The 25,002-nt window shown below is 57.3% G+C and carries 23 protein-coding genes and 6 tRNA genes; 19 read left to right on the top strand and 10 right to left on the bottom strand.

Going from position 1 to position 25,002, the window contains the following annotated elements:
• Window positions 1-89 precede the first annotated feature (89 nt).
• Genes WCX49_RS00825 through WCX49_RS00805 form a run of 5 tightly spaced genes read left to right on the top strand, consistent with a single transcriptional unit; the run spans window position 90 to window position 4,196 of the window.
• Window positions 90-467: a hypothetical protein gene (locus WCX49_RS00825; RefSeq protein WP_345985686.1), complete on the top strand. Its 378-nt coding sequence runs from the start codon at window positions 90-92 to the stop codon at window positions 465-467.
• Window positions 464-2,422 carry a TonB-dependent receptor gene (locus WCX49_RS00820; protein ID WP_345985685.1) on the top strand — a complete coding sequence of 653 codons (1,959 nt, stop codon included), beginning with the start codon at window positions 464-466 and terminating at the stop codon, window positions 2,420-2,422. The genes WCX49_RS00825 and WCX49_RS00820 overlap by 4 nt, the downstream gene beginning before the upstream one ends.
• Before the next feature lie 2 nt (window positions 2,423-2,424).
• Window positions 2,425-3,177 (top strand): hypothetical protein, encoded by a 753-nt coding sequence (locus WCX49_RS00815; protein ID WP_345985684.1) that lies wholly within the window; start codon window positions 2,425-2,427, stop codon window positions 3,175-3,177.
• Window positions 3,178-3,180: 3 nt separating this feature from the next.
• Entirely contained in the window at window positions 3,181-3,768 is a 588-nt protein-coding gene (locus tag WCX49_RS00810; RefSeq protein WP_345985683.1) for a hypothetical protein, read from the top strand.
• Complete coding sequence (locus tag WCX49_RS00805; protein WP_345985682.1) at window positions 3,765-4,196, top strand: hypothetical protein; 432 nt, start codon at window positions 3,765-3,767, stop codon at window positions 4,194-4,196. The genes WCX49_RS00810 and WCX49_RS00805 overlap by 4 nt, the downstream gene beginning before the upstream one ends.
• On the opposite strand, the gene WCX49_RS00800 is transcribed toward WCX49_RS00805, so the two are convergent.
• Window positions 4,190-4,639 carry a glycine zipper 2TM domain-containing protein gene (locus WCX49_RS00800; protein ID WP_345985681.1) on the bottom strand — a complete coding sequence of 150 codons (450 nt, stop codon included), beginning with the start codon at window positions 4,637-4,639 and terminating at the stop codon, window positions 4,190-4,192. The genes WCX49_RS00805 and WCX49_RS00800 overlap by 7 nt on opposite strands.
• 153 nt (window positions 4,640-4,792) lie before the next feature.
• On the opposite strand from WCX49_RS00800, the gene WCX49_RS00795 reads away from it, so the two are divergent.
• On the top strand, window positions 4,793-4,990 hold the full coding sequence (locus tag WCX49_RS00795) for a hypothetical protein (RefSeq protein WP_345985680.1): 198 nt from the start codon (window positions 4,793-4,795) through the stop codon (window positions 4,988-4,990).
• Window positions 4,991-5,058: 68 nt separating this feature from the next.
• Entirely contained in the window at window positions 5,059-5,745 is a 687-nt protein-coding gene (locus WCX49_RS00790; protein ID WP_345985679.1) for a tetratricopeptide repeat protein, read from the top strand.
• A 24-nt stretch (window positions 5,746-5,769) separates the two neighbouring features.
• On the opposite strand, the gene WCX49_RS00785 is transcribed toward WCX49_RS00790, so the two are convergent.
• Window positions 5,770-6,207 carry a DUF1566 domain-containing protein gene (locus tag WCX49_RS00785; RefSeq protein ID WP_345985678.1) on the bottom strand — a complete coding sequence of 146 codons (438 nt, stop codon included), beginning with the start codon at window positions 6,205-6,207 and terminating at the stop codon, window positions 5,770-5,772.
• An 89-nt stretch (window positions 6,208-6,296) separates the two neighbouring features.
• Window positions 6,297-7,283 carry a DUF1566 domain-containing protein gene (locus WCX49_RS00780; RefSeq protein ID WP_345985677.1) on the bottom strand — a complete coding sequence of 329 codons (987 nt, stop codon included), beginning with the start codon at window positions 7,281-7,283 and terminating at the stop codon, window positions 6,297-6,299.
• Between the two features lie 133 nt (window positions 7,284-7,416).
• Between WCX49_RS00780 and ribE the strand changes: the two genes are divergently transcribed.
• On the top strand, window positions 7,417-8,028 hold the full coding sequence (gene ribE / locus WCX49_RS00775) for a riboflavin synthase (protein WP_345985676.1): 612 nt from the start codon (window positions 7,417-7,419) through the stop codon (window positions 8,026-8,028).
• Between the two features lie 7 nt (window positions 8,029-8,035).
• Here ribE and WCX49_RS00770 read toward each other — a convergent pair whose 3' ends face one another.
• Window positions 8,036-9,379 (bottom strand): sodium-dependent transporter, encoded by a 1,344-nt coding sequence (locus WCX49_RS00770; protein ID WP_345985675.1) that lies wholly within the window; start codon window positions 9,377-9,379, stop codon window positions 8,036-8,038.
• Between the two features lie 120 nt (window positions 9,380-9,499).
• Here WCX49_RS00770 and WCX49_RS00765 point away from each other — a divergent pair.
• The 8 genes from WCX49_RS00765 (at window position 9,500) to WCX49_RS00730 (ending at window position 12,340) form a co-directional block, all read left to right on the top strand.
• A tRNA-Pro gene (locus tag WCX49_RS00765) sits at window positions 9,500-9,577 on the top strand.
• Between the two features lie 20 nt (window positions 9,578-9,597).
• A tRNA-His gene (locus WCX49_RS00760) sits at window positions 9,598-9,674 on the top strand.
• Window positions 9,675-9,735: 61 nt separating this feature from the next.
• Window positions 9,736-9,812 (top strand) — tRNA-Arg (locus WCX49_RS00755).
• A 21-nt stretch (window positions 9,813-9,833) separates the two neighbouring features.
• Window positions 9,834-9,910 (top strand) — tRNA-Arg (locus WCX49_RS00750).
• A 107-nt stretch (window positions 9,911-10,017) separates the two neighbouring features.
• Window positions 10,018-10,103 (top strand) — tRNA-Leu (locus WCX49_RS00745).
• A 269-nt stretch (window positions 10,104-10,372) separates the two neighbouring features.
• The gene (locus WCX49_RS00740; protein ID WP_345985674.1) at window positions 10,373-10,960 is read left to right on the top strand and encodes a hypothetical protein; all 588 of its coding nucleotides are present in this window, start codon (window positions 10,373-10,375) and stop codon (window positions 10,958-10,960) included.
• 9 nt (window positions 10,961-10,969) lie between these two features.
• Window positions 10,970-11,527, top strand: coding sequence for a hypothetical protein (locus WCX49_RS00735; RefSeq protein ID WP_345985673.1), 558 nt, complete (start codon window positions 10,970-10,972; stop codon window positions 11,525-11,527).
• Between the two features lie 141 nt (window positions 11,528-11,668).
• Complete coding sequence (locus WCX49_RS00730) at window positions 11,669-12,340, top strand: hypothetical protein (RefSeq protein WP_345985672.1); 672 nt, start codon at window positions 11,669-11,671, stop codon at window positions 12,338-12,340.
• Window positions 12,341-12,556: 216 nt separating this feature from the next.
• On the opposite strand, the gene WCX49_RS00725 is transcribed toward WCX49_RS00730, so the two are convergent.
• A complete protein-coding gene (locus WCX49_RS00725) occupies window positions 12,557-14,632 on the bottom strand; it encodes a hypothetical protein (protein ID WP_345985671.1) in 2,076 nt (691 codons plus the stop codon).
• A gap of 9 nt (window positions 14,633-14,641) precedes the next feature.
• Complete coding sequence (locus WCX49_RS00720; RefSeq protein ID WP_345985670.1) at window positions 14,642-15,115, bottom strand: hypothetical protein; 474 nt, start codon at window positions 15,113-15,115, stop codon at window positions 14,642-14,644.
• Between the two features lie 173 nt (window positions 15,116-15,288).
• Between WCX49_RS00720 and WCX49_RS00715 the strand changes: the two genes are divergently transcribed.
• Window positions 15,289-15,375, top strand: a tRNA-Leu gene (locus tag WCX49_RS00715).
• A 46-nt stretch (window positions 15,376-15,421) separates the two neighbouring features.
• On the opposite strand, the gene WCX49_RS00710 is transcribed toward WCX49_RS00715, so the two are convergent.
• From WCX49_RS00710 to WCX49_RS00695, 4 genes are read right to left on the bottom strand one after another with little or no spacing between them, the layout of a single operon-like run.
• Window positions 15,422-16,186, bottom strand: a complete 765-nt coding sequence (locus tag WCX49_RS00710; protein WP_345985669.1) for an MnmC family methyltransferase — start codon at window positions 16,184-16,186, stop codon at window positions 15,422-15,424.
• A complete protein-coding gene (locus WCX49_RS00705; RefSeq protein WP_345985668.1) occupies window positions 16,186-16,677 on the bottom strand; it encodes a hypothetical protein in 492 nt (163 codons plus the stop codon). The genes WCX49_RS00710 and WCX49_RS00705 overlap by 1 nt, the downstream gene beginning before the upstream one ends.
• Before the next feature lie 2 nt (window positions 16,678-16,679).
• Window positions 16,680-17,852, bottom strand: coding sequence for a PilT/PilU family type 4a pilus ATPase (locus WCX49_RS00700; RefSeq protein ID WP_345985667.1), 1,173 nt, complete (start codon window positions 17,850-17,852; stop codon window positions 16,680-16,682).
• Between the two features lie 19 nt (window positions 17,853-17,871).
• Window positions 17,872-21,450 (bottom strand): DUF748 domain-containing protein, encoded by a 3,579-nt coding sequence (locus WCX49_RS00695; protein ID WP_345985666.1) that lies wholly within the window; start codon window positions 21,448-21,450, stop codon window positions 17,872-17,874.
• A gap of 80 nt (window positions 21,451-21,530) precedes the next feature.
• Between WCX49_RS00695 and pta the strand changes: the two genes are divergently transcribed.
• Both pta and WCX49_RS00685 read left to right on the top strand, forming a co-directional pair.
• Complete coding sequence (gene pta / locus WCX49_RS00690; protein ID WP_345985665.1) at window positions 21,531-23,636, top strand: phosphate acetyltransferase; 2,106 nt, start codon at window positions 21,531-21,533, stop codon at window positions 23,634-23,636.
• Window positions 23,633-24,826 (top strand): acetate kinase, encoded by a 1,194-nt coding sequence (locus tag WCX49_RS00685; protein WP_345985664.1) that lies wholly within the window; start codon window positions 23,633-23,635, stop codon window positions 24,824-24,826. Before pta ends, WCX49_RS00685 begins: the two co-directional genes overlap by 4 nt.
• Window positions 24,827-25,002: the final 176 nt, after the last annotated feature.

Genomic DNA, 25,002 nt, shown 5'->3' with positions numbered 1-25,002 from the left:
ACTATCCTAAATCATCTAAGAAACCTGTACACCGGGCCCTTCCGGGCGCCCTCTGTGCTATACTTCCGCTATTCATTCAAGGAGGCCGGATGCGCGCACCAAGAGGGTTCGGAAAACGCTACTTTACGCTCAGCGCCATCCAGGCCTACAGTGCCGTCACCACCCTGGAGCACCGTGAGAACCGCACCCTTGCGCACCACGGCATGGTCAGTGACGAAAGCGACGACGAGGCGTGTCTCGAAGAGGACGAGGCGGCACTGGAACCCGCCACGACGGAGCTTCCCGGCGGCCGGCACCGCCCCTGCCATTGCAACCTCCATTTTCACCGCCTTGCCTGCAGACACCTGCGCAGCCATAACCGCCCACGTCGTGCCCGAAACCCCTTCCGCTATACCCGTTCGACCCTGTCGCCGCCCGCAGTGCCCTACCCCCTGACCCCCTTATCCATTTCCAAAGGAACCCTATGAAAAAAATTGCACTCTCCCTCGCCGCGGCAGCCCTCGCAGGCTCTGCCCTCAACGCCCAAGGCATCACCCTCGAAGCGCTGACCGTCACTTCCAGCCCCCTGCACAGCACCGAGCTCAACGCCGCCGACAGTGTCGAGGTCTATACGGCCGAGGAGATCGAAAAGAGCCATGCCCGGTCACTCTACGAGTTCATCACCCTGCAGACCTCCCTCTTTGCACTGCCCTCCTACGGCAACCCGATGGCCCAGCGCCTCGACCTGCACGGCTACGGCATCGAGAACGGCTACCAGAACATCGTCGTCACCCTTAACGGCCGCCGGCTCAACAACGTCGACATGGTCCCGCAGCTGCTCAGCTCCATCGCCCCCGCCGACATCGAACGCCTCGAGATCGTCAAGGGCGGAGGGATCGTCCTCGGCGGCGACGGTGCCAGTGCCGGGGCGATCCATATCGTCACCAGAAACGACAATACGAAGGAAGTCAGTTTCTACGGCGGTCTCTACGGCACCTACGACGCAGCATTCCGGGTCGGCCACAGCGACGACCTTCTGACGGTTTCCGCCTCCGGTGAAGCCTACCACACCGCCGGCACACGCCACATCGATACGGCGCAGAACCGTGACGAGCAGCAGCTGGCCAACGGCACCTTCGATCTGGCCTTGACGCCGGGTGACCTTTTCGAGTTCCGCCTCGGCGCGCAGGCAAGCCGTATCGACGCCGCCTACGGCAGCACCCTGACGCAAAGCGAGTTCAACGACGATCCCGCCCAGCCGGGCGCCTTTCCCAACCCGGCCTACCAGCAGTACGACACCGACGCTTTCAGCACCGGGCTGACCCTCTTCCCGACAGCAGACCTCTCCGTCTCGTTCGACACCTCCGTGGAGAAGAAGAAGTCCGTGTACGACCTTCCCGCCTGGTTCTACCGAAGCGTCGCCAACTACGACTACCGGACTGCGACGTTAGCCCTCGATTATACATATGGCGGGCTGCAGCTCTCCCTCGGCGGCACACTCTTCGACGGCAACCGCAACAGCGGTGCGACGGCCTATGCGATCGCCAGCGAAACGACCAAAAAGAATGCGGCGGCCTACGCGCTGGCACAGTACCGCACAGGGGCCCATACCCTCAAAGCGGGCTACCGCTATGAAACCGTCCACTACGACTACAGCGACGCGAACAACTCCCTGTCGCGCTCCGAAACCCTTCACGGTATCGAAGCGGGCTACAACTTCCGCCTCAGCCCGGAGCGCTCCCTCTTTGTCAGCTACGCCCACGCCTACCAGGCGCCCGACGTCGACCGTTTCTTCAACCGCGACTACAGCGGGATCGTCACCTTCAACGGCTTTATCGACCCGATGACCTCCGACACCGTTACGGTAGGCTATACGGCGGTGACGGCGGCGAACAAGTTCAAGCTCTCCGCCTATTACGCCGCGCTTGAAAACGAGATCTACTACTACAGCGACCCCGCTTACATCGCCTCGGTCAACACGAATATCGACCGTTCCCACAAGGTCGGCATTGACCTCTTCGAACAGTGGAAGGTGACCGAACGCTTCGCCCTCTCCCTCAACTACAACTACGTGCAGGCGGTCATCGACAAAGAGGTCCAGAACGGCGAGGATTTCGGCGGCAACGACCTCCCGGGCGTCAGCCCCCACACCCTCAAAGCGGCCCTCACGATCCTGCCGACGGACGCGCTCAGCTTTACCCTCTCGCACACCTACCGTTCGCAGGCCTACGCGATGAACGACTTCGGCAACAGCTTCGCGCAGAAGCAGCGCGCCTTCAACAGCACGGACGTCGTCCTCAACTTTGAGACGGCCTCTTATGCGCTTTTTGCTAAAATCAACAACATGTTCAACAATCCCAACGGCCTCTGGGTCGCAGACGACGCCATCTACCCCGTCAATTTCACCACCACCGCCCTCGTCGGCGCCACCTTGAAGTTCTAGGCATGATCCGTACCCTGCAGGACCGCGAAAAGAGTGCGCTGCCTGCGGGGCGTGCCGACCTCCTGCTGGCCGCGGCGGGCCCGGACACCCCAACGCCCGGTCCGCTAACCCTGTCAGTCGAGGCCCTCACCCCCTTTGCCGCCCTCAAGATCCTCGACCTGGGCCTTGTGTCCGCACCGGAAAGGTACGAAACCGTAACCTTCGGCATCGACCCGGAGAACGCCTTCGATGCGAAGGCGGTTTTTGAAAAGGGGCGCGCGTTCGGGCGCTACTACAAACCGGCGGGCGACTACGTCATCCTCGGCGAAAACGTCTCCCCGGATGCGGCGGACGCCGCGGCCCTTCTCAAACCGCTTCCCGGGGTGGGGCTCTTCGAACAGCTCGGCCGCACGGCGGACGGTTTCCTGATGTTCGCCGCGGGCTTCATGCTCGAGGCGTGCCGCCGCTTCCCCGTCGTCCTCGGCGGCGGAAGCAGGATGGCGGCGGCGCTGCTGATCGCCAACCGGGTCGTGCGCCGCGACGGCCTGCCGATGGACCCGCGCAAGCTCACCCTCTGCACAACAGGCGGGATCGCGGAAACGGAGCGGGCGGAAACGCTGTCGCTGCTGGGTCAGCTCGACTTCCGCCCGCGGGCCCTCTACGCAGACCTCCCTTCTCACGAAGGAGAACCCTATGCCGGGGCGACCGTCGCCTACGGCACCATGCAGGGGCTGGGCGTGGCGCAGATTACGTCACGGGCCGGGAGCGGAGCGTAACCGATGCAGGCCAGAAATCTCGCCCTGAGGCCCTTCATCTGGTACAAGTTTTATAACGCCCTCTTCACCGGCATCTCGGTGGGAAGCATCTTTATCATCTATGCACCCCTGCAGCCCTACGTCTACTCCCTGGGCGGTATCCTGCTCGCCCTGGCCATGCTCATCATCGCCCGCTTCTACACCCGCATTCTCAACCGGACCTGGTTCTGGCGCATCTCCCTCGCCGTCGAAATCGTCATGCTTCTTCTCGTGATTTACTTCCTGCTCTTTTCGTACAGCTATGCGAGCGCACTCTTCGTCTATGCCGGCTACCAGCTTACCTTCGCCTTCGGTTCCTACCTGGTGCGTGCGGAGACGATCCTGATCGAAAAAGCCAAAGCCCTGACCTATCTCGATGTCTACAAGCAGGCAGGCTATCTCGCCGGGATGCTTGTTTCGTTTCTCTTTTACAAGACGGTGGAGTACGCCGCAGGCATCGATGAAAGCCAGGCACAGGTCTACCTCGTACACTACGTGCTGCTGGTCGCGGAAATCATGGTCATCTACTATCTCTACCGGGCCTTCCATCCCGCGAAAAGGAGAGGGGCATGACCTATATGGAGTGGTTCGATGCCCATGCCGAGAAACACAGGGCGATCATGGAGAAACTGCTGGCCCGCGGCTTCGGCAAAGCGGAGATCATCGACTATTTCGATTTTGAGAATATGGTGGCGGCCGAGCCGGACTTCTGCCCGCTCTACGCGGAAAAGAAAAAGTGTCACGATATGGAGGGGCTCAACTGCTATCTCTGCGCCTGCCCCAATTTCCGTTTCAGCGATGCGGGGATGGAATGGCGTGAAGGCAAAACGGTCTACAGCAGCTGCGCGATCGCCTCAAAGGATGGGAAGGAAGGTGTCTACGGCGACGCCGTCCACCAGGACTGCTCCGGCTGTACGGTGCCCCACCACCGCGCCTATATCGACAAGATGTTCGATACGGAGTGGGAGCGGATCATGGCGGCGTGCCGCCGCGATCAGTAGGGGTAGTTGGGCAGGCGGTCGACCCGTTCGACCATGTTGCCCTGCTTGATGATCTTGACGCGGTCGCCGGGGAGGAAGCGGAGCTCGCCCTTGGCGACGATGACGATATGTTCCCCGCTGTCGAGCCGCACGGTCAGCTCCTGGGCATTGGACTGCCCCGCCGCGCCGCCGACGTAGGCACCGGCCAGTCCGCCGCCCAGCGTCGCAATCCCGCGACCGTGCCCGCGGCCGATCGCCGAGCCGAAAATGGCCCCGATCAGTGCGCCGACAAAGGCCCCCGAACCGTCATCGGAGATCCGAACCGGCCGCTCCTCTACCACCACGCCCACAAGGTAATGCTTCACCTGCCGGTAGGTCCGGCCGTCGTAATCGGCCCCCTGGCGTCCGGCACAACCGCCGAGCACGAGCATCAGTGCCGTCGCTACGATGAGAAAACTTCGCATGGGATCTCCTTTCTCTGTAGAAGATAGTATAGTGTAAAAACGTGAGCATAACGTGAACGGCAGCGACCCTTTACGAAACGCCCTTCGGTTAAAAACAATTGTAGTCTTTTCGTTTTTGGCGAATCTAAGCCTCCGCCTTTTAAAATAATAATTATGAGCAAGGAAAATAAAACACCCCAAAACGATCCCTACAAAGATTACGAGCCCGAAGTGATGGAGTATGACCCGGAAGTGGACGGCGGTGAGGAGCACCTGGTCCGCGACGAACTGCTCGCGGAAAAAGAGCGTCTCAAGGATGTTATTACCCGACTCAAGGAGAAAAACCGCGGTAACCGTAAAGTCCGGCGTTAACGCCCCGGACTAACCCCTCCTTAAACCGCCTTAATCTACAATCGCGGAAAAATTCCCGGGATTTGTTCATGATTCAAGAAGCCCACAACGCCTACAACGAGCAGGATTTTGCCACCGCCTTCACACTCTACAGCGACCTCGCCGAGGCCGGGAACGCGGATGCGCAGGCCTCTTTAGGCTACATGTACCAGCAGGGACAGGGCACGGCGGTCGATGATGCCGCGGCGCTGAAATGGTACGGAAAAGCCGCCGAACAGAAACAGCCCTACGCGCTCTTCAACCTCGCCATCCTCTATGCAAACGGCCTCGGCGGCGTTGCCCACGACCAGTTCAAAGCCCACGAATACTACCTTGAAGCCGCCATTCACGAAGTCCCGCAGGCGATGTACGAAACGGCAATGATGCTCGAACGGGGACTGGGCTGCATCCAGAACTACTCGGAAGCCGCCTTCTGGTACGAAGAAGCCGCCAAGCGCGGCCACCGCGAAGCCTTCAACAACCTCGGCGTCTTCTACAAGGAGGGCCACGGCGTCCGCCAGGACTTCGGGCGTGCCTACGTCTGCTTCTCCCGCGCCGCAGAGGCGGGACTCGCGCAGGCGCAGTTCAACCTCGGCCTCCTCTACGACCAGGGGCTCGGCGTCGAAGAGGACCACGACAAGGCGCTCGAGTGGTGCCGCAAAGCCGCCTATAACGGGCACGAGAAAGCCAAAGAGATCATCAAGGGGCTTCAGGACGAAGGGAAAATCGTTTTTTAACGATTCTTTTCTTCAGCTCTCAATTCACTTCCCGCCTCTTACACACCTAGTATAGCCGTAGTGACTCAAAACATCCCCACTAACCTTATCAACACTCCACATGGCGCCATCATCAAAATAAATGCTCAAAGCACTACTAGGGAGAACAGCGCTGGACGTGGAAGACCAGTAATATCCCCCCGTTAACATTTCAAAAACAGGGTCCATGGCTGGATTGTGGTGTGTATTTTCAACAATTGAAAACAGTTCATTAATATTTGGCAGCCTCCAATCGCTGAAACTGCCGAGGACAAGTGACTCACAGTAATCGATGGCACCACGCCAATTTCGCGTACCGCCACTGCCGTTATCCTGCCATTGCAAACCTGTAATATTGTCGGTGACTATACCGTCTGCATCGCGGCTGAAATCAGCTTGCGACACTGTTATGAAAACACTCAAAATCAAAAGAATTCGTTTCATTTTTCCTACCTTATTGATCGGGATTTATAACTTCGCATAAACCCATAACACTATTCAACAAATGTAATTGCCGGGATATGGAGAGAAAATTACTGCTTGACTCTTACACACCGGATGAATCCGTCGGCATCTTTGTAATTATTTGTCGAACCCCCATGATAGAAATTTATCCCCAATGCAAAATTTGGAAAATACACATACGATGTAGAAGACCAATAAATGGAAAAACTTTCTGTGCTCACAACATGTTGAAACACCGGGCCCAAAGCTGGATTATAAATGCCAAAATCACTCAAGCCTTCCAATTCCTTGAGTGTCGGCAGCCGCCAATCAGTAAACCCACCTAGGGTAAGATTTTCGCAATAAGTTGCAGCCGTATCCCCGGAGGTATCAAGACAAGATGACGATGTTGCGTCACCGGAATCCGAGCATAAAAGAGCATTTGAACTGGTCAACCAGGGTTTCGAAACACTGGTAACATTGGCGTCATCCTGCCACATCAGCCCGCTGCTATGGTCAGTGACGATCTCGTTGGCGTTGTCTCGGGAATAATTATGATCATCTCCTTTTTGGTAGTAACCATCATCTTTGAGAGAGCTATCAATCACTTCGATACCGTTTTCATCATAGCTTTTCGTCTGACCTGTTTTGAAAAGAACCGGTGCAATTATCGTTGTGAAACTCCACCTGAATGTGTGTGCAAGCGGATTGCCCTGTACATCGGTAACTTGTGTTGTAAGTATCCCCGTATATTTTGTTCCAAATGACAAGTCCCCGACCGGATCAAATATCGCTTTAGCTCCATTAACGACAATGTTCCCCACAACACTGCTATTACTCTCGTCTTGAATTTCAAAGCTTGTTGCATTGATGGTTGCTGCACTGATTAGAGCACTGAAGGTTACAGAAATATTCGTATCAGGCACGATACCCGTTGCATTGCCGTCAGGCGACATTGACAATACATTCAATGGAGCACCGTCTGGACTTGTCGATTCAGTAGAATCCCCACTACCACAACCTGCAAACCATATTGTCATAGTAGCGGCCAACAATGGCAATATCAATAAACGCATGACAGTCCTTTTGAACATATATTAACTTTAATGCTATTCCCCAAACATTAAAAAGGCACTTAGGCTGGCCTGAAATTAAAATCAATCATGGACTAGGTACAATATGGAATTATAAATTTGGAGGCAACGCATAATGTTCACAGGGTTGATCCGGGAGATGGCGACGGTAAAGAGGTATGGCGGAGAGCGCCTGAGCCTCAAGGCCGCCTACCGTCCGAAACTCGGCGACTCCGTTGCCATCAACGGCGCCTGCCTCAGCGTCGTCTCCCTGGAAAGCGACGGTTTCACCGTCGAGCTCTCCCCCGAAACGCAGGGGATCATCGCCACCGAAAACCTCAAAGGGCGCGTGCATATCGAACCGGCCATGCAGTTCGGCGACCGGCTGGAGGGGCATATCGTCCAGGGGCACGTGGACACCGTCGGCACCGTCAAAAGCATCACCGATAACGGCAACAGCTACGACGTCGTCATCGATGTCGACAAGAAGTTCATCCCCTACATCGTCCCCAAGGGCTCCATTGCCATTGACGGCGTCAGCCTCACCGTCAATGACGTTTACGAAAGCAGTTTCCGCCTCACGATCATTCCCATTACAATGCGCGAGACCCTCTTCGGCAGTTACATCGGCGGTACGAAAGTGAATATCGAAACGGATATGTTCGCCCGCTACATCGCCCACTTTCTTGCGCACAAGGATGCGAAACTCGACTGGGAAACCGCCGAACGCTTCACGGCGCTTTACTAAGCCCCTTCTATAACTTCAAAATACCCATCATGTTCAGCATGACGACGACAAGCGCCACCGGGGCGATGTAGCGCAGGCTGAAATGCCAGATGCCGTAGGCAAAGCCCATCTGCCGCTTCACCGCCGCTTCGACGCGGCCGGGTTCGATGACGTAGCCGATAAAAATCGCCATGATCAGTCCGCCGGTCGGAAGCAGGATCGAGGCGGTGATATAGTCGACCCAGTCGAAGAGATTCTTGCCGCCCCAGGTAAGCATCGCACCGTAGTCGCTGCTGTTCGAGTAGATGACGACGATGCCGACAAGGTAGAAGAACAGCCCCATTGTCGCCGAGGCCTTGAAACGGCTCCAGCCGAAACGGTCTATGGCCAGCTGCACCATCGGTTCGACGAGGGAGACGGCGGAGGTGAGCCCGGCGAAGGCAAGGGAGATAAAAAAGAGCACCGCGAAGACGTTGCCCAGCGTCCCCATCTCGTAAAAGACCGCCGGCAGCGAAATAAAGACGAGGCCCGGACCGGCGGAAGGTTCCGCACCGTACTGGTAGAGGAAGGTGAAGAGCATCAGCCCTGCCAGCAGAGCGATGCCCGTATCGAGGGCCACGACGACAAGGGCACTTTTGACAAGGCTGCTCTCCTTGGGGAGGGAGGCGGAGTAGGTCAGCAGCGCGCCCATTCCGAGCGAGAGGGTGAAGAAGGCGTGTCCGACGGCAGTCACAAAGGCTTCGGAATTAAGTTTGCTCCAGTCGACACTGAACATAAAGTCCCACGCCTGCGAAAAACCCGCCTGGGTCGTCGCGTAGAGGAACATCCCGCCGACAATGAGAAAGAGCATCGGCATCAGGACCAGATTCAGCCGCTCGATACCCCCCTTGATCCCGCGGATGATAATGGCAGTGATGATGGCGAAGGCAAGCGTATGGTAGAAGATCTGGGTTTTGATGTCCGAGCCCACCATCGTCTTAAAAAGCCCCGCCGCTTCCTCCGGCGAAGAGGGCAGATTGCCGAGCGAGACGAAGATGTAGTTGAAGATCCAGCCGATTACCACGGAGTAGAAGGTCATGATGAGCAGCCCGGAAAAGGCCATCAACCCGCCCCATTTCCACGCCTCCTTATGGCGCGGTGCCAGCTCTTCAAACGCCGTCAAAGCATCCCGGCGGCTGAGAAACCCTATGAGCAGCTCGGCAATCATGATGGAGAAGCCGATGAGCATGACCGTAAAAAGGTAAACCATGACGAAGGCGCCGCCGCCGTATTCCCCCGTAATGTAGGGAAATTTCCAGATATTCCCAAGCCCGACCGCACTTCCGGCGGCGGCGAGAATGAATCCTATACGGCTAAAGCGTGCTATCTTCATCAGGGTGTCCTGTCTTCTTTGTTTACCGATCTATTTAAGCAAAAAAGTATTGACAACAGGCTTAACATCGGTTATAATTTCGCCTCACTTATCCGGATTATCCGTGTGAGGTGACAAGGTCGGGGTGTAGCTCAGTATGGTTAGAGTACTTGGTTTGGGACCAAGGGGCCGAAGGTTCGAGTCCTTTCACCCCGACCACCTCTACAACATTCTTCATGGTGGGTATAGCTCAGTCGGTTAGAGCACCAGTTTGTGGCACTGGGGGTCGTGGGTTCGAACCCCATTACCCACCCCATGTTTTGACAACATTCCCGATAGATTTTTTTTGATACACCATACGTTTTTTCACTATGGAAGCGCCCGTGGCTCAACTGGATAGAGTATCGGACTTCGGATCCGACGGTTAAAGGTTCGAATCCTTTCGGGCGCACCACCGGGGTTTCCCATCATAGATGCGCTCTTAGCTCAGCTGGATAGAGCAATGCCCTTCTAAGGCATCGGTCGCAGGTTCGAATCCTGCAGGGCGTACCACTTATTGAAAACGAAAACCGTGCAAAGCCCGATTTTCTACGCTTGCCGCTATGGCATTAAAGCTTTTGTTTTCTTCCGAAAACAAGAGATACATTTAACATTCCCACGCGGACGTGGTGGAATTGGTAGACACGCCAGACTTAGGATCTGGTGCCCAAAAGGTGTGGAGGTTCAAGTCCTCTCGTCCGCACCACTCCCCCAACATCTATACAGCTTTACTCTTTATCTTCTTTATATAAAAAATAAAACTACATTCTGTCTGCACTCATCCTCCAAATTCCCATTTCACCGAACATCTGCCATACGATCCCAATCCAAATAAAAACTTTAAGATAGTTAATAATATGATAATGTGTTATACAAAATGTATTTTGCCGACAAAAAGAGGCATATACTGTTAATACCACATAGACTGAAAGGTGAAACGATGCCCAACAAAAACTTATTCATAAGGCTCTTTAGATGAAATACACTCATTTATTTTTTTCATTGTCCGTCCTATTGTTTTTCAGTGGCTGTGCGCACAAAATCACCGTTACCCCTGAACTTGAAAAAATCAGGAGTGCCGAAGTCAGCAAACAGTTTGACATCAACGTGGGCTATTACATCTCTCCTGCAGATCGCGCATTCGAGATCACTACCCCCGGGGGCGGGGGAGATGACGTCAAGTACACGCCATACAAAGATACGGAAGGTGCATTCAATACCGTCTTGTCAAAAGTCTTTACCAGAGTCTACTCGCTTCCGGCACTGGATGATCAAGAGTTCATCGCAGCCAAGAACATCAAATATGTTTTTACACAAAGCATAAAGACGACATCCTCTTCGGACAGTCTGTTGACCTGGCCGCCGACACAATTCACCATGGCCATCACCTGTCAAGCCATAGATACCAACGGGAAAAAAATTTGGGAAGAAACCGTATCTTCGGAGGGGAATGCAGAATTTGAAGAGTTCAGAGATGACTTTTCACTCGCCGGAAAAAGGGCTTCCGAAGATGCATACCTGAAGTTGATGTACAAATTAATGCGATCCGACAAATTTCAATAAGGTAATCCGATGTTTTTTTTCAAAAGTATAGCCGCTGTTCTATTCTCGGTCCTTCTGTTTTCCGGCTGTTCAATCAAGGGGCACCCGTACCAGCCTGACTTCAACTCTATCAACTATTTGAAAGATCAAAATCTGCAGAAAATGTCTGTCAACGGCAGTGAAAGCAGTGACGAATCTGACGAAGAGGTGTCATTACGAGCCGCTAATATGGTTTCCCCGTACGGGGGTTCTTTCACAACATACCTGCAAAAATCACTGCAAGAACATTTGCAGCAGGCTGCACTGTATGACAAACACTCCAAGATCAAGATCACCGCTACATTGATTCGTAACGATGTTGACATCTCCGGTTTCAGTATCGGTACGGCTGATTTGAGTGCAAAGTTCCAGGTTGAGAATGATGGGACAAACGTTTACAACAAAGAACTCTCCATCCACCATGAATGGGACTCCTCGTTTATTGGTCAGATCGCCATCGAAAATGCCTTGGACAACTACCCTGTCGCCATGCAAAAGCTGATTGACGCCTTTTTATCTGACAAAACATTTTTGGAGAGCGTCAAATAATGCCGCACTCCCGGCACGCACAGCCGGACACTTGCATCAAACGTCCATAGTGCGTCAGTCGCGATGCGCGACTATGCAGAATCATTACACCCATATGAACCCGTACCGAAGTGGTACATCATCTAAACATCAGGAGTATTCGTGTTAAAAATGTTATTAGGGTTGTTGGCAGTATTGCTGCTGACAACAGGATGTTCGCACAAATTGGAAGTAATCAATATAGGTGACTACAAGCATACGGATCATGATATGCTGCATGCAAAGTCGAAGGTTGGAATCGTTACGTCCTCAAACGATAAGGAAGGGGAACAGATTATCCGCGGCATCGTATCCTCTCTCTCCAATTACTCTGCCGAAGTGTTTTACCCTTATAATTTTAACGGCACTGTGACGGCAGATGTCATCGCCAAAATCGAGGTAACACACCAATACGATGGTTCCGGATGGAACTTTCTGATTAACTGGCCCGGTTTCTTGATCTGGACCCCTGCATGGAACGGTTACATCTACAAAGCAAAATTCGATATCGACATTCTCTTAACCGACGCAAACAATACAAAAATCGACGCCTATCAAACACCGATCGATCTTGATATCAGACATGCGGAGATGGACAGAACATGGACCGAGATAGGATGGTTGGAAGTGGGGATCATCCCATTCATCGGCGGGATCGTCTTTATTAATTACGACGACGATGTCACGCCGATATTGCTTGATGCCATTGAAGCACCGATCGGCGACTATATTGCACAGGATATCGTCCATCATATCAATAGATACTACCTGCAACAAGAAGCCCCTTCCGAGTAAGGGCTTCTTTCGGGCACACAGCCAACTTGTGAGCCTCCATACGAAACTATTGCATCTACACCGCTGACCGAAAAAGGCAGTGGCTGCGCCCATCTTTGATCTTCGCTGTTTTCTGCACCGCCCGATCCTTAATCAATCCAAACCCGTACCCAAACCACAAACAGGAAAAGTAGCCTGCAATACTGCATCAAAATGCCCCGAAGAGCGCGACCTCCCTTATATGCCCCGATCGAACCGGTCGATATAGAGCAGCATCACCGGCAACACGAACAGGTCCGTCAGCAGCGAGATAAAAACGAGCACGGCACTGTAGAGGCCGATGAGCTGCAGCGACTCCACGGTTGAGAGATAGAGTGCCGCAAAAACGGCAATCAGCACCACAGAGCCGATAATCACCGGGATGCCCGAATAGAAATACATCTTCTCCAGCGCATGCTTCTGGCTCCGGCCGAAATAGCGTGCCCGGAAATACTTGTACGCGAAGTGGATCGTCGCGTCCGACGCAAGCCCGACGGCAATCGTCATGGCAATCAGCATCTCCAGGCTCAGTGGCACGTCGAGCAGCCGCACCAGCAGCCCGAACCAGGCAATGGGCACCGCGTTGACGACGAATCCGACAAAAACCATCGGCACGGAGCGGAAAATCCACCCTGTGATGAACCCGATAACGAGCAGGGCCGAAAACAGCGATGTTGACAGCAGCAGCGTCTTGTTGAATTTCGCGCTGTCGAGCAGCGTCTCCTTGTCCACGAAGAAGATCTCCAGGGCGCTGTAATGCGACAGCCAGTCGATGAGTTCCAGTTTGTCGACATCAAAGAGGTTGATGCGGATGTTAACCGCGTCCTCATCGTAGTAACGCTCCCGCATCCCGTAAAGATCGAGGTAGAAAAGCGCCTGCATCAGTGCCTCGTCATCGAGCGTGTCCGTCTGGGAGTTGGCGTCATTGAGGTTCTCGACGATCGACGCGAGGGAGACGACCTCGCCCAGGCTGTCTTCGAATTTCTCTTCCAACGCCTCCGTAAAACGGTCGATGGAGCCGATAAGTTCGAGATCGATCCGCGCATAGGGGATCTTGAGCTGGATCTGGTCATTGACGACGTTGAGGTTGAAAAAGCGGCTGCTTTCGCCGTAGATCATCGAACCGCCCAGCACCATGAGCCCGAAGGTCGCCCCCAAAAAAAGGTGGAGAAACTTCCGGTTGTAGTGCAGCTCGCTCGACGCGAAAAAATAGCCCATCTTCGCGTAGGGGATATGGGCGTGTTCCAGCTCGAAATAGCTCAGCAGCGCCGGCAGGAAGGTCAGGTTGATGACGTAGCCGACGATGGAGGAGAAAATCACCCCCAGACAGAGCAGCCGGATAATATCCGAATCGATAAAGAGCAGGCTCCCCAGCCCGAGGGTCGTAATGACGGAAGTCCAGAGCGCCGGCGCGGAGCTGCGGTTGAGCATCTTGATCAGCGCGTTGCGTTTGTCGATCTTGTACTGGGAAACATGCCAGCGGTAATAGAAAAAGAGAAAGTCCACGAGCACGATACTGATCGTGATGAAAGGCATCGTCATATGAACGGCGTCTATTCCCGTCAGCACATAGATCAGCGCGAAGGTAAAAAGGGTACTGAGGGTGATCACGACCGTTGCGCTGGCCGCGGCGATATAGTTCTTGAAGAGTCCTCTGAAGACGAGGAAGATGGTCAGCAGCAGTATCCCGCCGTAGCGCAGCAGTTCCGCCCAGTCGACACGCTCGGGCGTCGCCGAATAACTGTAGGTCCCCGGGATCGCCAGGCCGTCGATCGCAACGGGGGCCTGCGCGCTGATAAAGAAACGGAACGTCCTGAAATCGGGATCGACGACGTTCCCGTAGGCGTTGAACGCCTCCTTGACCAGCCGCGTCAGACGGTAGGTATCCAGCTCTCCGGTACTGACGACGCCCACCATCTCGGATGCACCGCCGATCGCACTCTGCTCCTTGCTGAAGAGCGAGTAGACCTCATCCACCCCCTTCAGCCCTTCCAGGCTTTCATTGAGCCTGTGGAGCGCCTCCCGGGTCTTTTCATCGAAGGCATCGACATGGACCGTCAGCTTGGAGAGGAGATGGGGGGTATAACGGTTCGCTTCGCTCCGGTGCAGTTCGGCCGAATCCTTCAGCCAGAACATCGCGTCCGAGGAGAGGACTTTGGGGTGATAGAGCGACAGCACCGCGAAAAAAAGCAGGAGGTAGGCGGCAATAATGTAGCCCCTGTAGCGGGTTACTACATCGACATACCTGGTAACATCCGGGGTTTGATAATACATATTGCCTCGCTAGGGGCGCAGTGCCACTATAAGATACGGACGCTTGTAGACATCCATTTCACGGGCGACGGCCGCGATCTCGTCGACCCGTTTCTGCGTCGGACCGGTCACATCCGCCTCGTGCGGTTCCTGCCCGACCATGACTTTCAAGAGGGTTTCCGCCGGCCGTTCAGAGCTAAAAATGGCCGAGACCGTCCGCTCGGAGTTCAGGCGCGGGATGCTGTAGAGGTAGATGTAATACCTGTATTTCGAAAGCATCTGCGCATTTTGCGAGACCATCCTGATAAATTTGCGCGAATGGGGGCAAAGCGGATCGACGAAGACATACACATCCGTACTCCCCTCTCCCAGTACGATGGCATCCTGCCGGATCCCCTCAAGCAGGGCCATCGCTTTCGTGTAAGGGAGCTGCAGATGCGTCTTCTTCTGCTCGGCGTGCACAATAGAGACGATCAGCAATAACGCAAAAACTAAAATTTTCATAGTCAGATTGTAAACCATATGCCCTATATAACCAAAACGGTTCTGAATATTTTTTACGCAGATGATTTATGTATACGGGTCCAAAGAGAAAACTGCCGCAAAAAGGGTGTTTTGATTTTTGTTTATTTTAAGGAATATAGCGTATAATTACGCTCTCTTTTAAATACCAATGTGCGTTCGTGGTGGAATTGGTAGACACGCTAGATTCAGGTTCTAGTGGCTTAACGGCCGTGGAGGTTCAAGTCCTCTCGAGCGCACCATCATCAAACTTTTCCCAAACAAAAAATCTTTCTAAACACAAACCATTCAAACCAGATCGGCATCCCGCAGGCTTTTGACATCCGGATTGCAGGCGATCTTATGCGCCATATCGACCTTCTCGAAACGCGGCTGTCCACTTTTACATGCCACCGTTGCGTCGCGGAACCCCTCACCCTTGTTCAGGTAGACGTTGAAACCGTTCTCATAGAGGGCCAGTCGGGTCCGAAGGGCCGTCGAATAGGTCGTAATGACGCTTGTATCATGGGTCAGGCGCGCCAGCTCGGCAAAATATTCGGAAGTCCAGAGGATCGGGTTGTGCTCCGGGCTGAACGCATCCTGGTAGACGATGTCGAAGGGCTCCGTCAGGGTCGGCAGCGTTTCGCGCGCGTCGCCGAAAAGCACCGTGATCTTTACCCGTTCATCTTCATAGCTTCCCGTCTGGCTGATGGATGCGATGATCGGCAGAAAGGGACGGAAGATCTCCGGGTATTCAAAGGTGTCCAGTGAACGCACGAGTGTCTCGTCCAGCTCGGGGGAGACGATCTCGATCTTTTTGCCGATCCCCTGCTCCCGCATATAGTAAAGCGTTGCGAGCGTATTGAACCCCAGCCCGAAACAGATGTCGAGGATGCGCAGCGACGGTGCCGTCTCAAAACAGGAAAAGGCGGGGATGACATGCTTTTGCAGCGACTCTGTCAGCGCGCCGTCCTTCGTGGAGTGGTAGTGCTCGCCGTACTCGACCGAATAGGCGGTATTCGAACCGTCTTCGCTGCGCACGCTTTGGTGCAGCGCATCGTCAAAACGCGGCATCAGAGCCCGTTCCCCCACATGTGCATCTTTTTCCCCATGACGACCGTCACCCCTTCGGCGACATCATCGATGACGTTGCCGGCACGGAAATCGGCCTTTTCCAGGAGTGCAAGCTGTGCCTCGGTATCGGCTGCTCCGGCCTCCGTGACGATAATCACCTCCGCGGCGTTGGCCAGGGTCGTGTAGATGGCGCGCAGGATGCGTTCGGGCTGGCTGTGGCGGTGCAGGACGTCGCGGATAAAGACGATGTCGTTATCCCGCGGCAGGGCGCGGAAGGGTTTGGCAAAATCGGGGACGCTTTGGCGCTGAAGCGTCGCCCCCGTCCCCTCCGGCAGCGGCAGATGCTCCCCCGGGTACTCGGCCAGCGCCAGACGCCCGTGCACCGGGCCCAGCCGCTGCAGCAGTGCCTCCGTGAGGGCATCCGTATGGGCGGTGATGTCGAGGATTTTGTAGCCGGGCTGCGGCGTAAAAAGTGCTAGGAACTGTTCCAAGCCTACTCCGGTTCCACGAGCGGCGGCGGCTGCTTCAGACCCACTTCATCCTTGATGTTCTCGAGCGTATTCCCGATCTTTTTCTGGTACTCGCTGCTCTGGGCGAACATCAGCTGCAGGTCGGTCGGGCTGCCGCTCTGGCTGTAAGCCACCTCCTCGGAGATGACGTCGTTCAGACAGAGTTCGAAAAGGGCCTGGTTGAACGTCGTCGAACCAAAGTGCGAATGCTCGTTTTCCATCACATCGTTGAGTTCGAAATCCCGCTTGGTACGGATCAGATGCGATGCCATCGGCGATCGGAACAGCATCTCGCAGGCCGGGACGAGCCCGCCGTTCTTGTCGTGGATCAGGCGCTGGGAGACCACCGCTTCGAGGTTGCTCGCAAGGTTCAGGCGGACCCGTTCCTGTTCAAACGGCGGGAAGATCGCGATGAGGCGGTCGATCGTCTCCTTGGCATCGAGGGTATGCAGGGTCGAAAAGACGAGGTGGCCGGTATTGACCGCCTGCAGGACGTTTTCCGCCGTTTCGATGTCACGCATCTCCCCGACCATAATGATATCGGGGTTCTCCCGCATCGCCGCCCGCAGCGCCTGGTTGAAGCCCTTGGTATGCAGCCCGACGTTGCGCTGCTCGATCACGCTTCTCTTGTCGATATGGACGAATTCGACCGGGTCCTCGATCGTGATGATGTGCTTGCGTCGCTCCCGGTTGATCTCTTCGATGAGCGACGCCAGCGTCGTCGATTTGCCGCTGCCGGTCGTTCCGGTGACAAGCACCAGGCCCCGCTCCAGTTTTGTCAGCCGGTGAAGCTGCTCGGGGAGGTTGAGCGCCTCGAGCGTCTTGATCTCCAGCGGCACAAGGCGGAACACCATCGCGATCCCGTCCAGGTGCCAGAAGAGGTTCACCCGGAAGCGGCTTTCGGCGTTGAGCACGTACATCGTGTCGTACTCGAACTGCTGTTCGAAGGTCTCGTACTGCGCCCCGAGGATGTGGCGGGCGATCGCCTCGACTTTCGAGTCGCTGAGCGTCTCGGCCGTCAGCGGGGTGAGGTCCCCCTCGATCCGTGCCGTCACGACGGCGCCGCTTTTGACAAAGAGGTCACTTCCCTCTTTCTCGACGAGTTTGTCCAAAAAATGTTCCAGGATCAGAACCGGGTCACTGCTTCCGTTTATCATGTTTCGACTCTACCATAATCTATTTTGCCGCGTCAAGGCCGATGTGCGACGGCACCTCGCCCTTCTCGCCGCTGAGGCTTTCCGGATCACGCTCCGTGATCCGGCCCGTTTCCATGCCGTGTGTGGTGATCATATAGCTGCGTATCGCTTCCGCACGGGCACGTGCTAATGCCTCCAGTGCCCCGTCGGGCAGCGGCTGGCTCTCGATCAGCGCAGCGATCATCCGCTGACGGTAGAGGCGTTTTCGCGTCGCACGATCGAGGTCCATCTCATCAATCGTCTCTTCAAGGGCTTCGAGTGCCTCTTTGCCAAACCGCGCCTCATAGATTGGCTCAAGCAGGCCGGGCACGAGGGCATCCTCCGTCGACGCGGCATCCTCGCCGCTGTGCACCAGCACCTCGCGGGTCAGCGCCTGTTTCTTCAGTTCATAGTCATCCGTTTTCGGGTCGTACGTCCCCTGTACCGTCATGGCGAGTTTCGGACGTTTGATCAACACCTTGGCCAGCATATCGAGCCGTTCCCGTGCCACGGCGTCGACCGCCGGCGATCCTGCTGCGAAAACGATCTCTTTAAGGTCGTCGCCTTTGATACCCAGCATGGAACCGATCAGGTCAAAAGGTGCCGTGACCGCCTTGGTCAGCAGGTTGACAAAGGCCTTCCAGACCACCTTGCCCCATTTGAATTCCGGGTTGTTCACATCCCCCTCGACCGGCATGTCGATATCGATGACGCCGTCGCGGTCCTCGAGCAGGGCGATGGCAAAATCAAGCGGCAGGCTCACCGAATCGTTGCTTTCGATGGTATCGCCAAGCATGATCTTGTTGATGACCATCCCGTTGTCCCCCTGCATCGCACCCCTGACGATCCGGTAGCGCAGCGTCACCGAAAGCTTTCCGCTGTCGATCGCCCGGCCGACGAACTTGCCCGAATAGGGGGTGTAGGATTTCAGCTCGATGTTGCGGAAGTTGACCCCGATGTCCGTGAAAGCCTTCGGATCGCCCGTATTGAGGCTCCCTTCGGCCTTGGCGGCACCGTACTCGTCGATCTCCCCCGCCAGCTGCAGGTAGGTCGTGTCTTCGGGCAGCGTCGAGATCCCCAGCACCTCGCCGTTAACATCATGGATCTGCGTGTCGAACGGGAGTGGAAGCGACTCATCGGCAAAGTGCACGGCCCCGTTATAGAGCGTAAACTTCATGATACGGACGGGGAAAGGCTGCTTGGCCGCTTCGGCCGGTTTGCCGGCCTGTTTCGGCGTCGCAGCTTTTTCCGAAGGGCGAACGAGCGTCGCAAGATTCAGTGTTTTGTTCGCATCGATCAGGATCGAGCTGAAGAAGCCGCCCATCGTCACGTTATCGACATAGAACTGGTCGGGAGAGAGTTCAAAAAGCAGCTTCTTCGCCTCCAGCGTCTTCATCGAAACGAGCGGCGTCCCGTCGCGGGTATCGTTGACCAGAAGGTCGTTCAGGGTAAAGTCGCCGCGCAGCCGCAGGTCCGCCGCCCGCTTCGACGGGCGGTAGCGGGTCTGCCCCTTCAGGCCGACACGCCCGTCGGCGAGCCGGATGAACATCCCCTCTTCCACGTAGGGGCTGAAGGGTTTCAGGCGCAGCCCCGACACGCTGAAATCGGTCGTCGCCTTCAGCGGTTCCGGCACAAGCGACCCTTTCGCACGTACCCGCCCGTCACCGTTGATGCGGAAGCTGCCCTGCAGGCCGATGGCGCGGGAGGGGTCCGTGGTCACGCCGTTCACGTCCAGGTCAAAACGCTGTAAGCGCGTCGTGGTCGTGCGAGCGATGGCGGCATCGCGGAAGGAAGCGCCACCGCTGCGGACCTGGATCTTATCGATGGCGGCACTCCAGGGCGTCTCCGCCTGCTGCGCCTTTTGGGCGGTACCGCGTTTGGCCGGTGCAGCCGGTTTCGCTTTGACCAGCCGCGCCACGTCGATACTGCCGTCGCGCTCCCGCCGCAGATTCACCTGCGGCTTCTCAAGTACGATCCGCCCGACCCCGGCCTGCTTCGCCGCCGTCGACGCGGTCACCCCCGTGACGGCAAGTGCATCGAAGGCGACAAGCTGCCGTTTCGAACCTTTGGGCGTCAGCAGCAGCGACTGCAGCGTTGCATTGGCGTCGTTGACGGTGACGGCGACCGACGCGTTCGTTTCCCGGGCAGCGACATCCGCGGCCACGCCCAGTACGGCGCTGCGCAGCACCACGTCATGCCGTGCCAGCGCGGCATCGGCGGCGGCATCGATGTAAGGGTTGAACCAGGTCACATCCAGTCCGCCGCACGATGCCAGGGCGGTTGCGTCCAGCGGCGTATGCGAAAGCCTCCCCTCCGCCCGGCAGCGCATCGTTTTGTTGAGCTGCAGTGCCGCGTCGTAGGCAAGCGGCGTGGCCGGGAGCGCGCTGACGCGGCGCGCCGTCAGGTTGAAATCGTCCAGCGCAAGGTGCACGGCCGGGCGGACGCTGCTGTCGTCGAAACGTCCCCTGATCTGCCGCAGCGTCACGCGGTTGATGAGCAGATCCCACGGGGTGGAAGCTGTCGCCGTTGTGTCCGCGGCCGGTGCGGCGGAAACGTTTGATTCATCCGACTTGGGGAAATAGTGCGCCCAGTTGAGGCTGCCGTCTTTGTGGCGCTTCAGATCGACATAAAGGCCGTCGATCTCCGCCGTGTCGATGCGGCCGAACTGCGCGAACGGCCGGATCGGTCCCCCTTCGACCGTCAGCGATGCCACCCGCAGCACATCCGCGTTTTCCGCCTTGGGTTTGACGCGAAGGCGGTTGAGGGCAAAGCGCAGGTCGTCGACGGTAGTCGCATTCAGCTCCGCCAGGTTGACGTCATAGGTAAAGTGCAGCTCCATCCGGCCGTCCGCCACCTCCAGGGCGCTGATCTCGCGCAGGAAGTGCCAGGCGTCATAGAGCCGTCCGGCATCGTAATCGACCGTTCCCGAGATGGCAAAGGGTTCAAAGGTGTGCACGCGGCTCTTGACGTCGAGCAGACCGCCTCCCTCCGTATGGGCGAAGAGGTGCAGCTCGTTATCGCCGCCGCCCCCCGTATCGATATCGTGCAGATCAAGGCCGATGGGTGAGAAATCCAGCTGCAGCGGCACGGGGCGGGAGAGGTCGGTAAAAGTGATCCCGCCGTCTTCCAGCTCGAACGTCTCCAGGCGCAAGGAGGGCATAGCCGTGCCGTTCGCCTCCGCCGGGGGCGTCTGTGCCGTGTCGGCGCTGCCCAGGTGCGTCAGCCAGTCGAAATTGAACCCGCCGCCCTGCTCCTGCACAATGGAGAGCCGCAATCCCCGCAGCCCGAAATATTCGACGGAGATCTCTCCCCACAACAGGTGAAGTACATCGACATTGACGTCCAGGCGCCGCAGGCTCGCCAGCGGTGCCCCCTCGGGGTCGGCAAAACGAATGCCCTCCACCGTCAGGTCGAGGATGAAAGGGTTGAACTGGGCCCCGTCGATCTCCAGCGTCCCCCCGGTCATTTCCCCTACCAGTTCCGGCACTTTCGTGCGTATCACGTAAGGGACGGCGAAAAGCGCCGCCAGCAGATAAACCGAGACTACGCCGACCAGAATGCGCCGGATCCACCGTTTCATAACTGTCTCCTTGTCGTTTCTGCTCACATTATACCCCAGCTGGTAATGAAGGACTAACAGTTTTATGGTAAATTACCGCTATGAATGCCGAAACCGCACGCTCGCTCTACATTGTCTCCAAAACCCGAAATGCCGGCAGCATCCTAGTGGCGCTCGGCATGACGGAACTGCTGTTGCGCCTGCACGGCCGGGTCGCCTTTTTCCGCCCGCTGATTCCCGATGCCGCCGGCGAAGACCCCGATACCCGGACCATCCTCAGCCATTTTGCCCTGGAACAGCCCTACGAGAGTGCCGTCGGCCTGACCGTCTCCGAGGCGGAGACCCTGCTCTCCGAAGGGAAGACCGACCGGTTGATGGAGACAATCATCGAACGGCATGACGCCCTCCTGGAAGCGTACGACTTCGTCCTCTGCCAGGGCGTGGTGAACGAATCGCTCGCTCAGCTGATCGACTTCGACCTCAACGTCGAGATCGCCAAAAACCTTTCGGCGCCCGTCGTGGGCGTCGTCCCGGCCCGCGGGATGGACGAAACGGGGCTGAAAGAAGCACTGCGGCTCTGGAGCTACGCCATCAAAAAACAGGGCATCTCGCTCATGATGCTCTTTGCAAACCGCTGCGACGCCGCGCTCTACGAAAACCACCGCCGGGACCAGAACATCTGCCCGGAGATCCCCGAACCGGTTGTACTGCTGCCTGAAGTGACGACCCTTGACCGTCCCAATGTCCTCCAGCTCGCCGAAGGTATCGGCGCGGAGGTGCTGATCGGTACCGACGAACAGCTGCACCGCCTTATCGACCAGCCGCGCGTCGCCGCCATGCATCTGGAGCACTTCCTGACACATATCCGCCCCAATGACCTCATCATCACCCCTTCGGACCGTGCCGACATCATCCTCGGGGCCACGGCGGCCAACTACGCCGGAAACTACCCTGCCGTCAGTGCCGTCCTCCTGACGGGTGAAACGCCTCCCGCGGAAAGCATCATTGAACTGCTCAGAGGGCTTGACGCCATGCAGATCCCGCTGCTGTATCTCCCCAAGGAGACGATCGAAGCCGTCCAGATGGTCCGCGCCTTCCCCGCCCGCATCGATGCCGCAGCCCCCAAGAAGATCGCCACTGCATTGGGGGTCTTCAACCAGAATGTCGACGCGGGCCTGATCGAAGCCAAGCTGGCCGCGGCCTCAGCCGGGATCGTCACCCCGGCCATGTTCGAGCACCGTCTCTTTGCCCGGGCCGCGGCCGACCGCAAGACGATCATCCTGCCCGAAACCTCCGACGACCGTATCCTCCGGGCCGCCGACATCCTGCTGCGGCGGCGGGCCGTCGGCATCGTACTGCTGGGGAAAGCCGAGACGATCGCGGCCCGCGCGGCTGCCCTGGGGCTCGACCTGCGCGGAGCCACCATTGTCGACCCGGACGATGAACAGCAGAAGCGGCACCTCGCCAAAGCCTACGCCAGACTCCGCGCGCACAAAGGGGTCAGCCTCGAAGCGGCCTATGACGCCCTGGGCAACGCCACCCTCTTTGCCACGATGATGGTGGCGGAGGGAGCCTGCGACGGGATGGTCAGCGGGGCGACGCATACGACCCGTGAGACCATCCTTCCGGCCCTGCAGACGATCAAAACGGCCCCGGGGCAGAGCCTGGTGTCGAGCTGCTTTTTCATGTGCTTCGACACCCGGGTCCTCGTCTATGCCGACTGCGCCGTCAACCCGGACCCCGATGCGGCGCAGCTGGCCGAGATCGCGATCGCGTCGGCGGAAACGGCCCTGCGTTTCGGCATCGAAGCGCGCGTGGCGATGCTCTCCTACTCCACCGGGAACTCCGGGGTGGGCAGCGACGTCGAGAAAGTGCGCGAAGCGACAAAACTCGTCCGTGAAAAACGTCCCGACCTCGCGGTGGACGGGCCCATCCAGTACGACGCGGCCATCGACCCGGAGGTCGGGGCGCAGAAGATGCCCGGCAGTGCGGTGGCGGGGCAGGCGACCGTCTTCATCTTCCCCGACCTGAACACCGGCAACAACACCTACAAGGCGGTCCAGCGCTCCGCGGGCGCCGTCGCCGTCGGCCCCGTGCTGCAGGGGCTGAACCGTCCCGTCAACGATCTCAGCCGCGGCTGCAGCGTCGCCGACATCGTCAACACCGTCGCCATTACCGCCATCCAGGCGCAGGAGAGCCTCTCGTGAAGATCCTCGTCATCAACGCCGGCAGTTCGTCGGTGAAGTTCAAACTGTTTGAGATGCGCTCGGAACAGGTGATCGTCTCGGGCCTCGTGGAAAATATCGGCCGGGAGGATGCCCATGCCATCCTGCACGGATGCCAGGAGCACGTCCGCCTCGACCTCCCCGTCGCGGACCACGACGCCGCACTTGCCGCGGTCCGCGACCTGCTGATCGATAACGGGTTCATCGACAGTTTCGACGCCCTTGAGGGTATAGGCCACCGGGTCGTGCACGGCGGCGAACGGTTCAGCGGTCCCGTGCGCATCGACGACAAGGTCCTGGAAGCCATCGAAGCCCTCAGCCCGCTGGCCCCCCTGCACAACCCGGCCAACGCGAAGGGGATAAGGGCCATGCGCGCCCTTGCCCCCCATGTCCCGCAGATCGCGGTCTTCGACACGGCATTTCACCATACCATGCCCCCCGCCGCCTTCCGCTACGCCCTGCCGGCGCGTTTCTACAGGGAGCTCTCCGTCCGGCGCTACGGCTTTCACGGTACCTCCCACGCTTACGTCGCCGCCGAATGCGCGGCGCGGATGGGCAAATCCCTCGACGCCGTCAACCTTATCACCCTGCACCTGGGCAACGGGGCCAGCGCCTGCGCCATCCGCAACGGCCGCAGCATCGATACCTCGATGGGATTCACCCCGCTTGAAGGGCTCGTCATGGGAACGCGCAGCGGCGATATCGACCCCGGCCTGCTCGCCTACCTGTCGCGCGAAACGGGGATGGGTGCGGAAGCGCTCGACACCCTCCTCAACCGTGAATGCGGGCTCAAAGGCATTGCCGGCACCAACGACATGCGCGATATCGAAAACCGGATGCGCGAGGAAGATCCCGAGGCCCTGCTTGCCTTCGAACTCTTCGTCCGCCGCATCCGTAAATATATCGGATCCTACGCCGTACTGCTCGACCGCGTGGACGCCGTCGTCTTTACCGGCGGCATCGGCGAACACAGTGCCGCCGTGCGCCATGCCGTCTGCAAAGGGCTGCATATCCTGGGCATCGAGACCGATAAGATGAAAAATGAGAATCTGACGGAGGAGGGAGGCGCATTCCACGCCGAAGGCAGCCAAAGCCAACTGCACGTTATCCCCACGGACGAGGAGCACTCCATCGCACGGCAGTGCCTGCCCTACCTCACACAGGGAAGATAGTGACAGACAGAATGCATTACGGCTGACTGGCCCCCATGGAACACCCAACACAGCTGTGATATTTAAAAGGCATTTAGGAAGTTATACGGCGCGGCAGCCTCTTCATACTTTTTTCTTCCCGGTTCGGCTTCTTTTTTGTATGCGCAAAAAAGAAGGGGAACAGAGATGTAGAAAGA

The sequence above is a fragment of the Sulfurimonas sp. HSL-1656 genome (genome assembly GCF_039645585.1).
Classification (GTDB): Bacteria; Campylobacterota; Campylobacteria; order Campylobacterales; family Sulfurimonadaceae; genus Thiomicrolovo; species Thiomicrolovo subterrani.
Note: the sequence above shows the minus strand (reverse complement) of the source record. Positions and strands in the feature narration are given on the sequence as shown.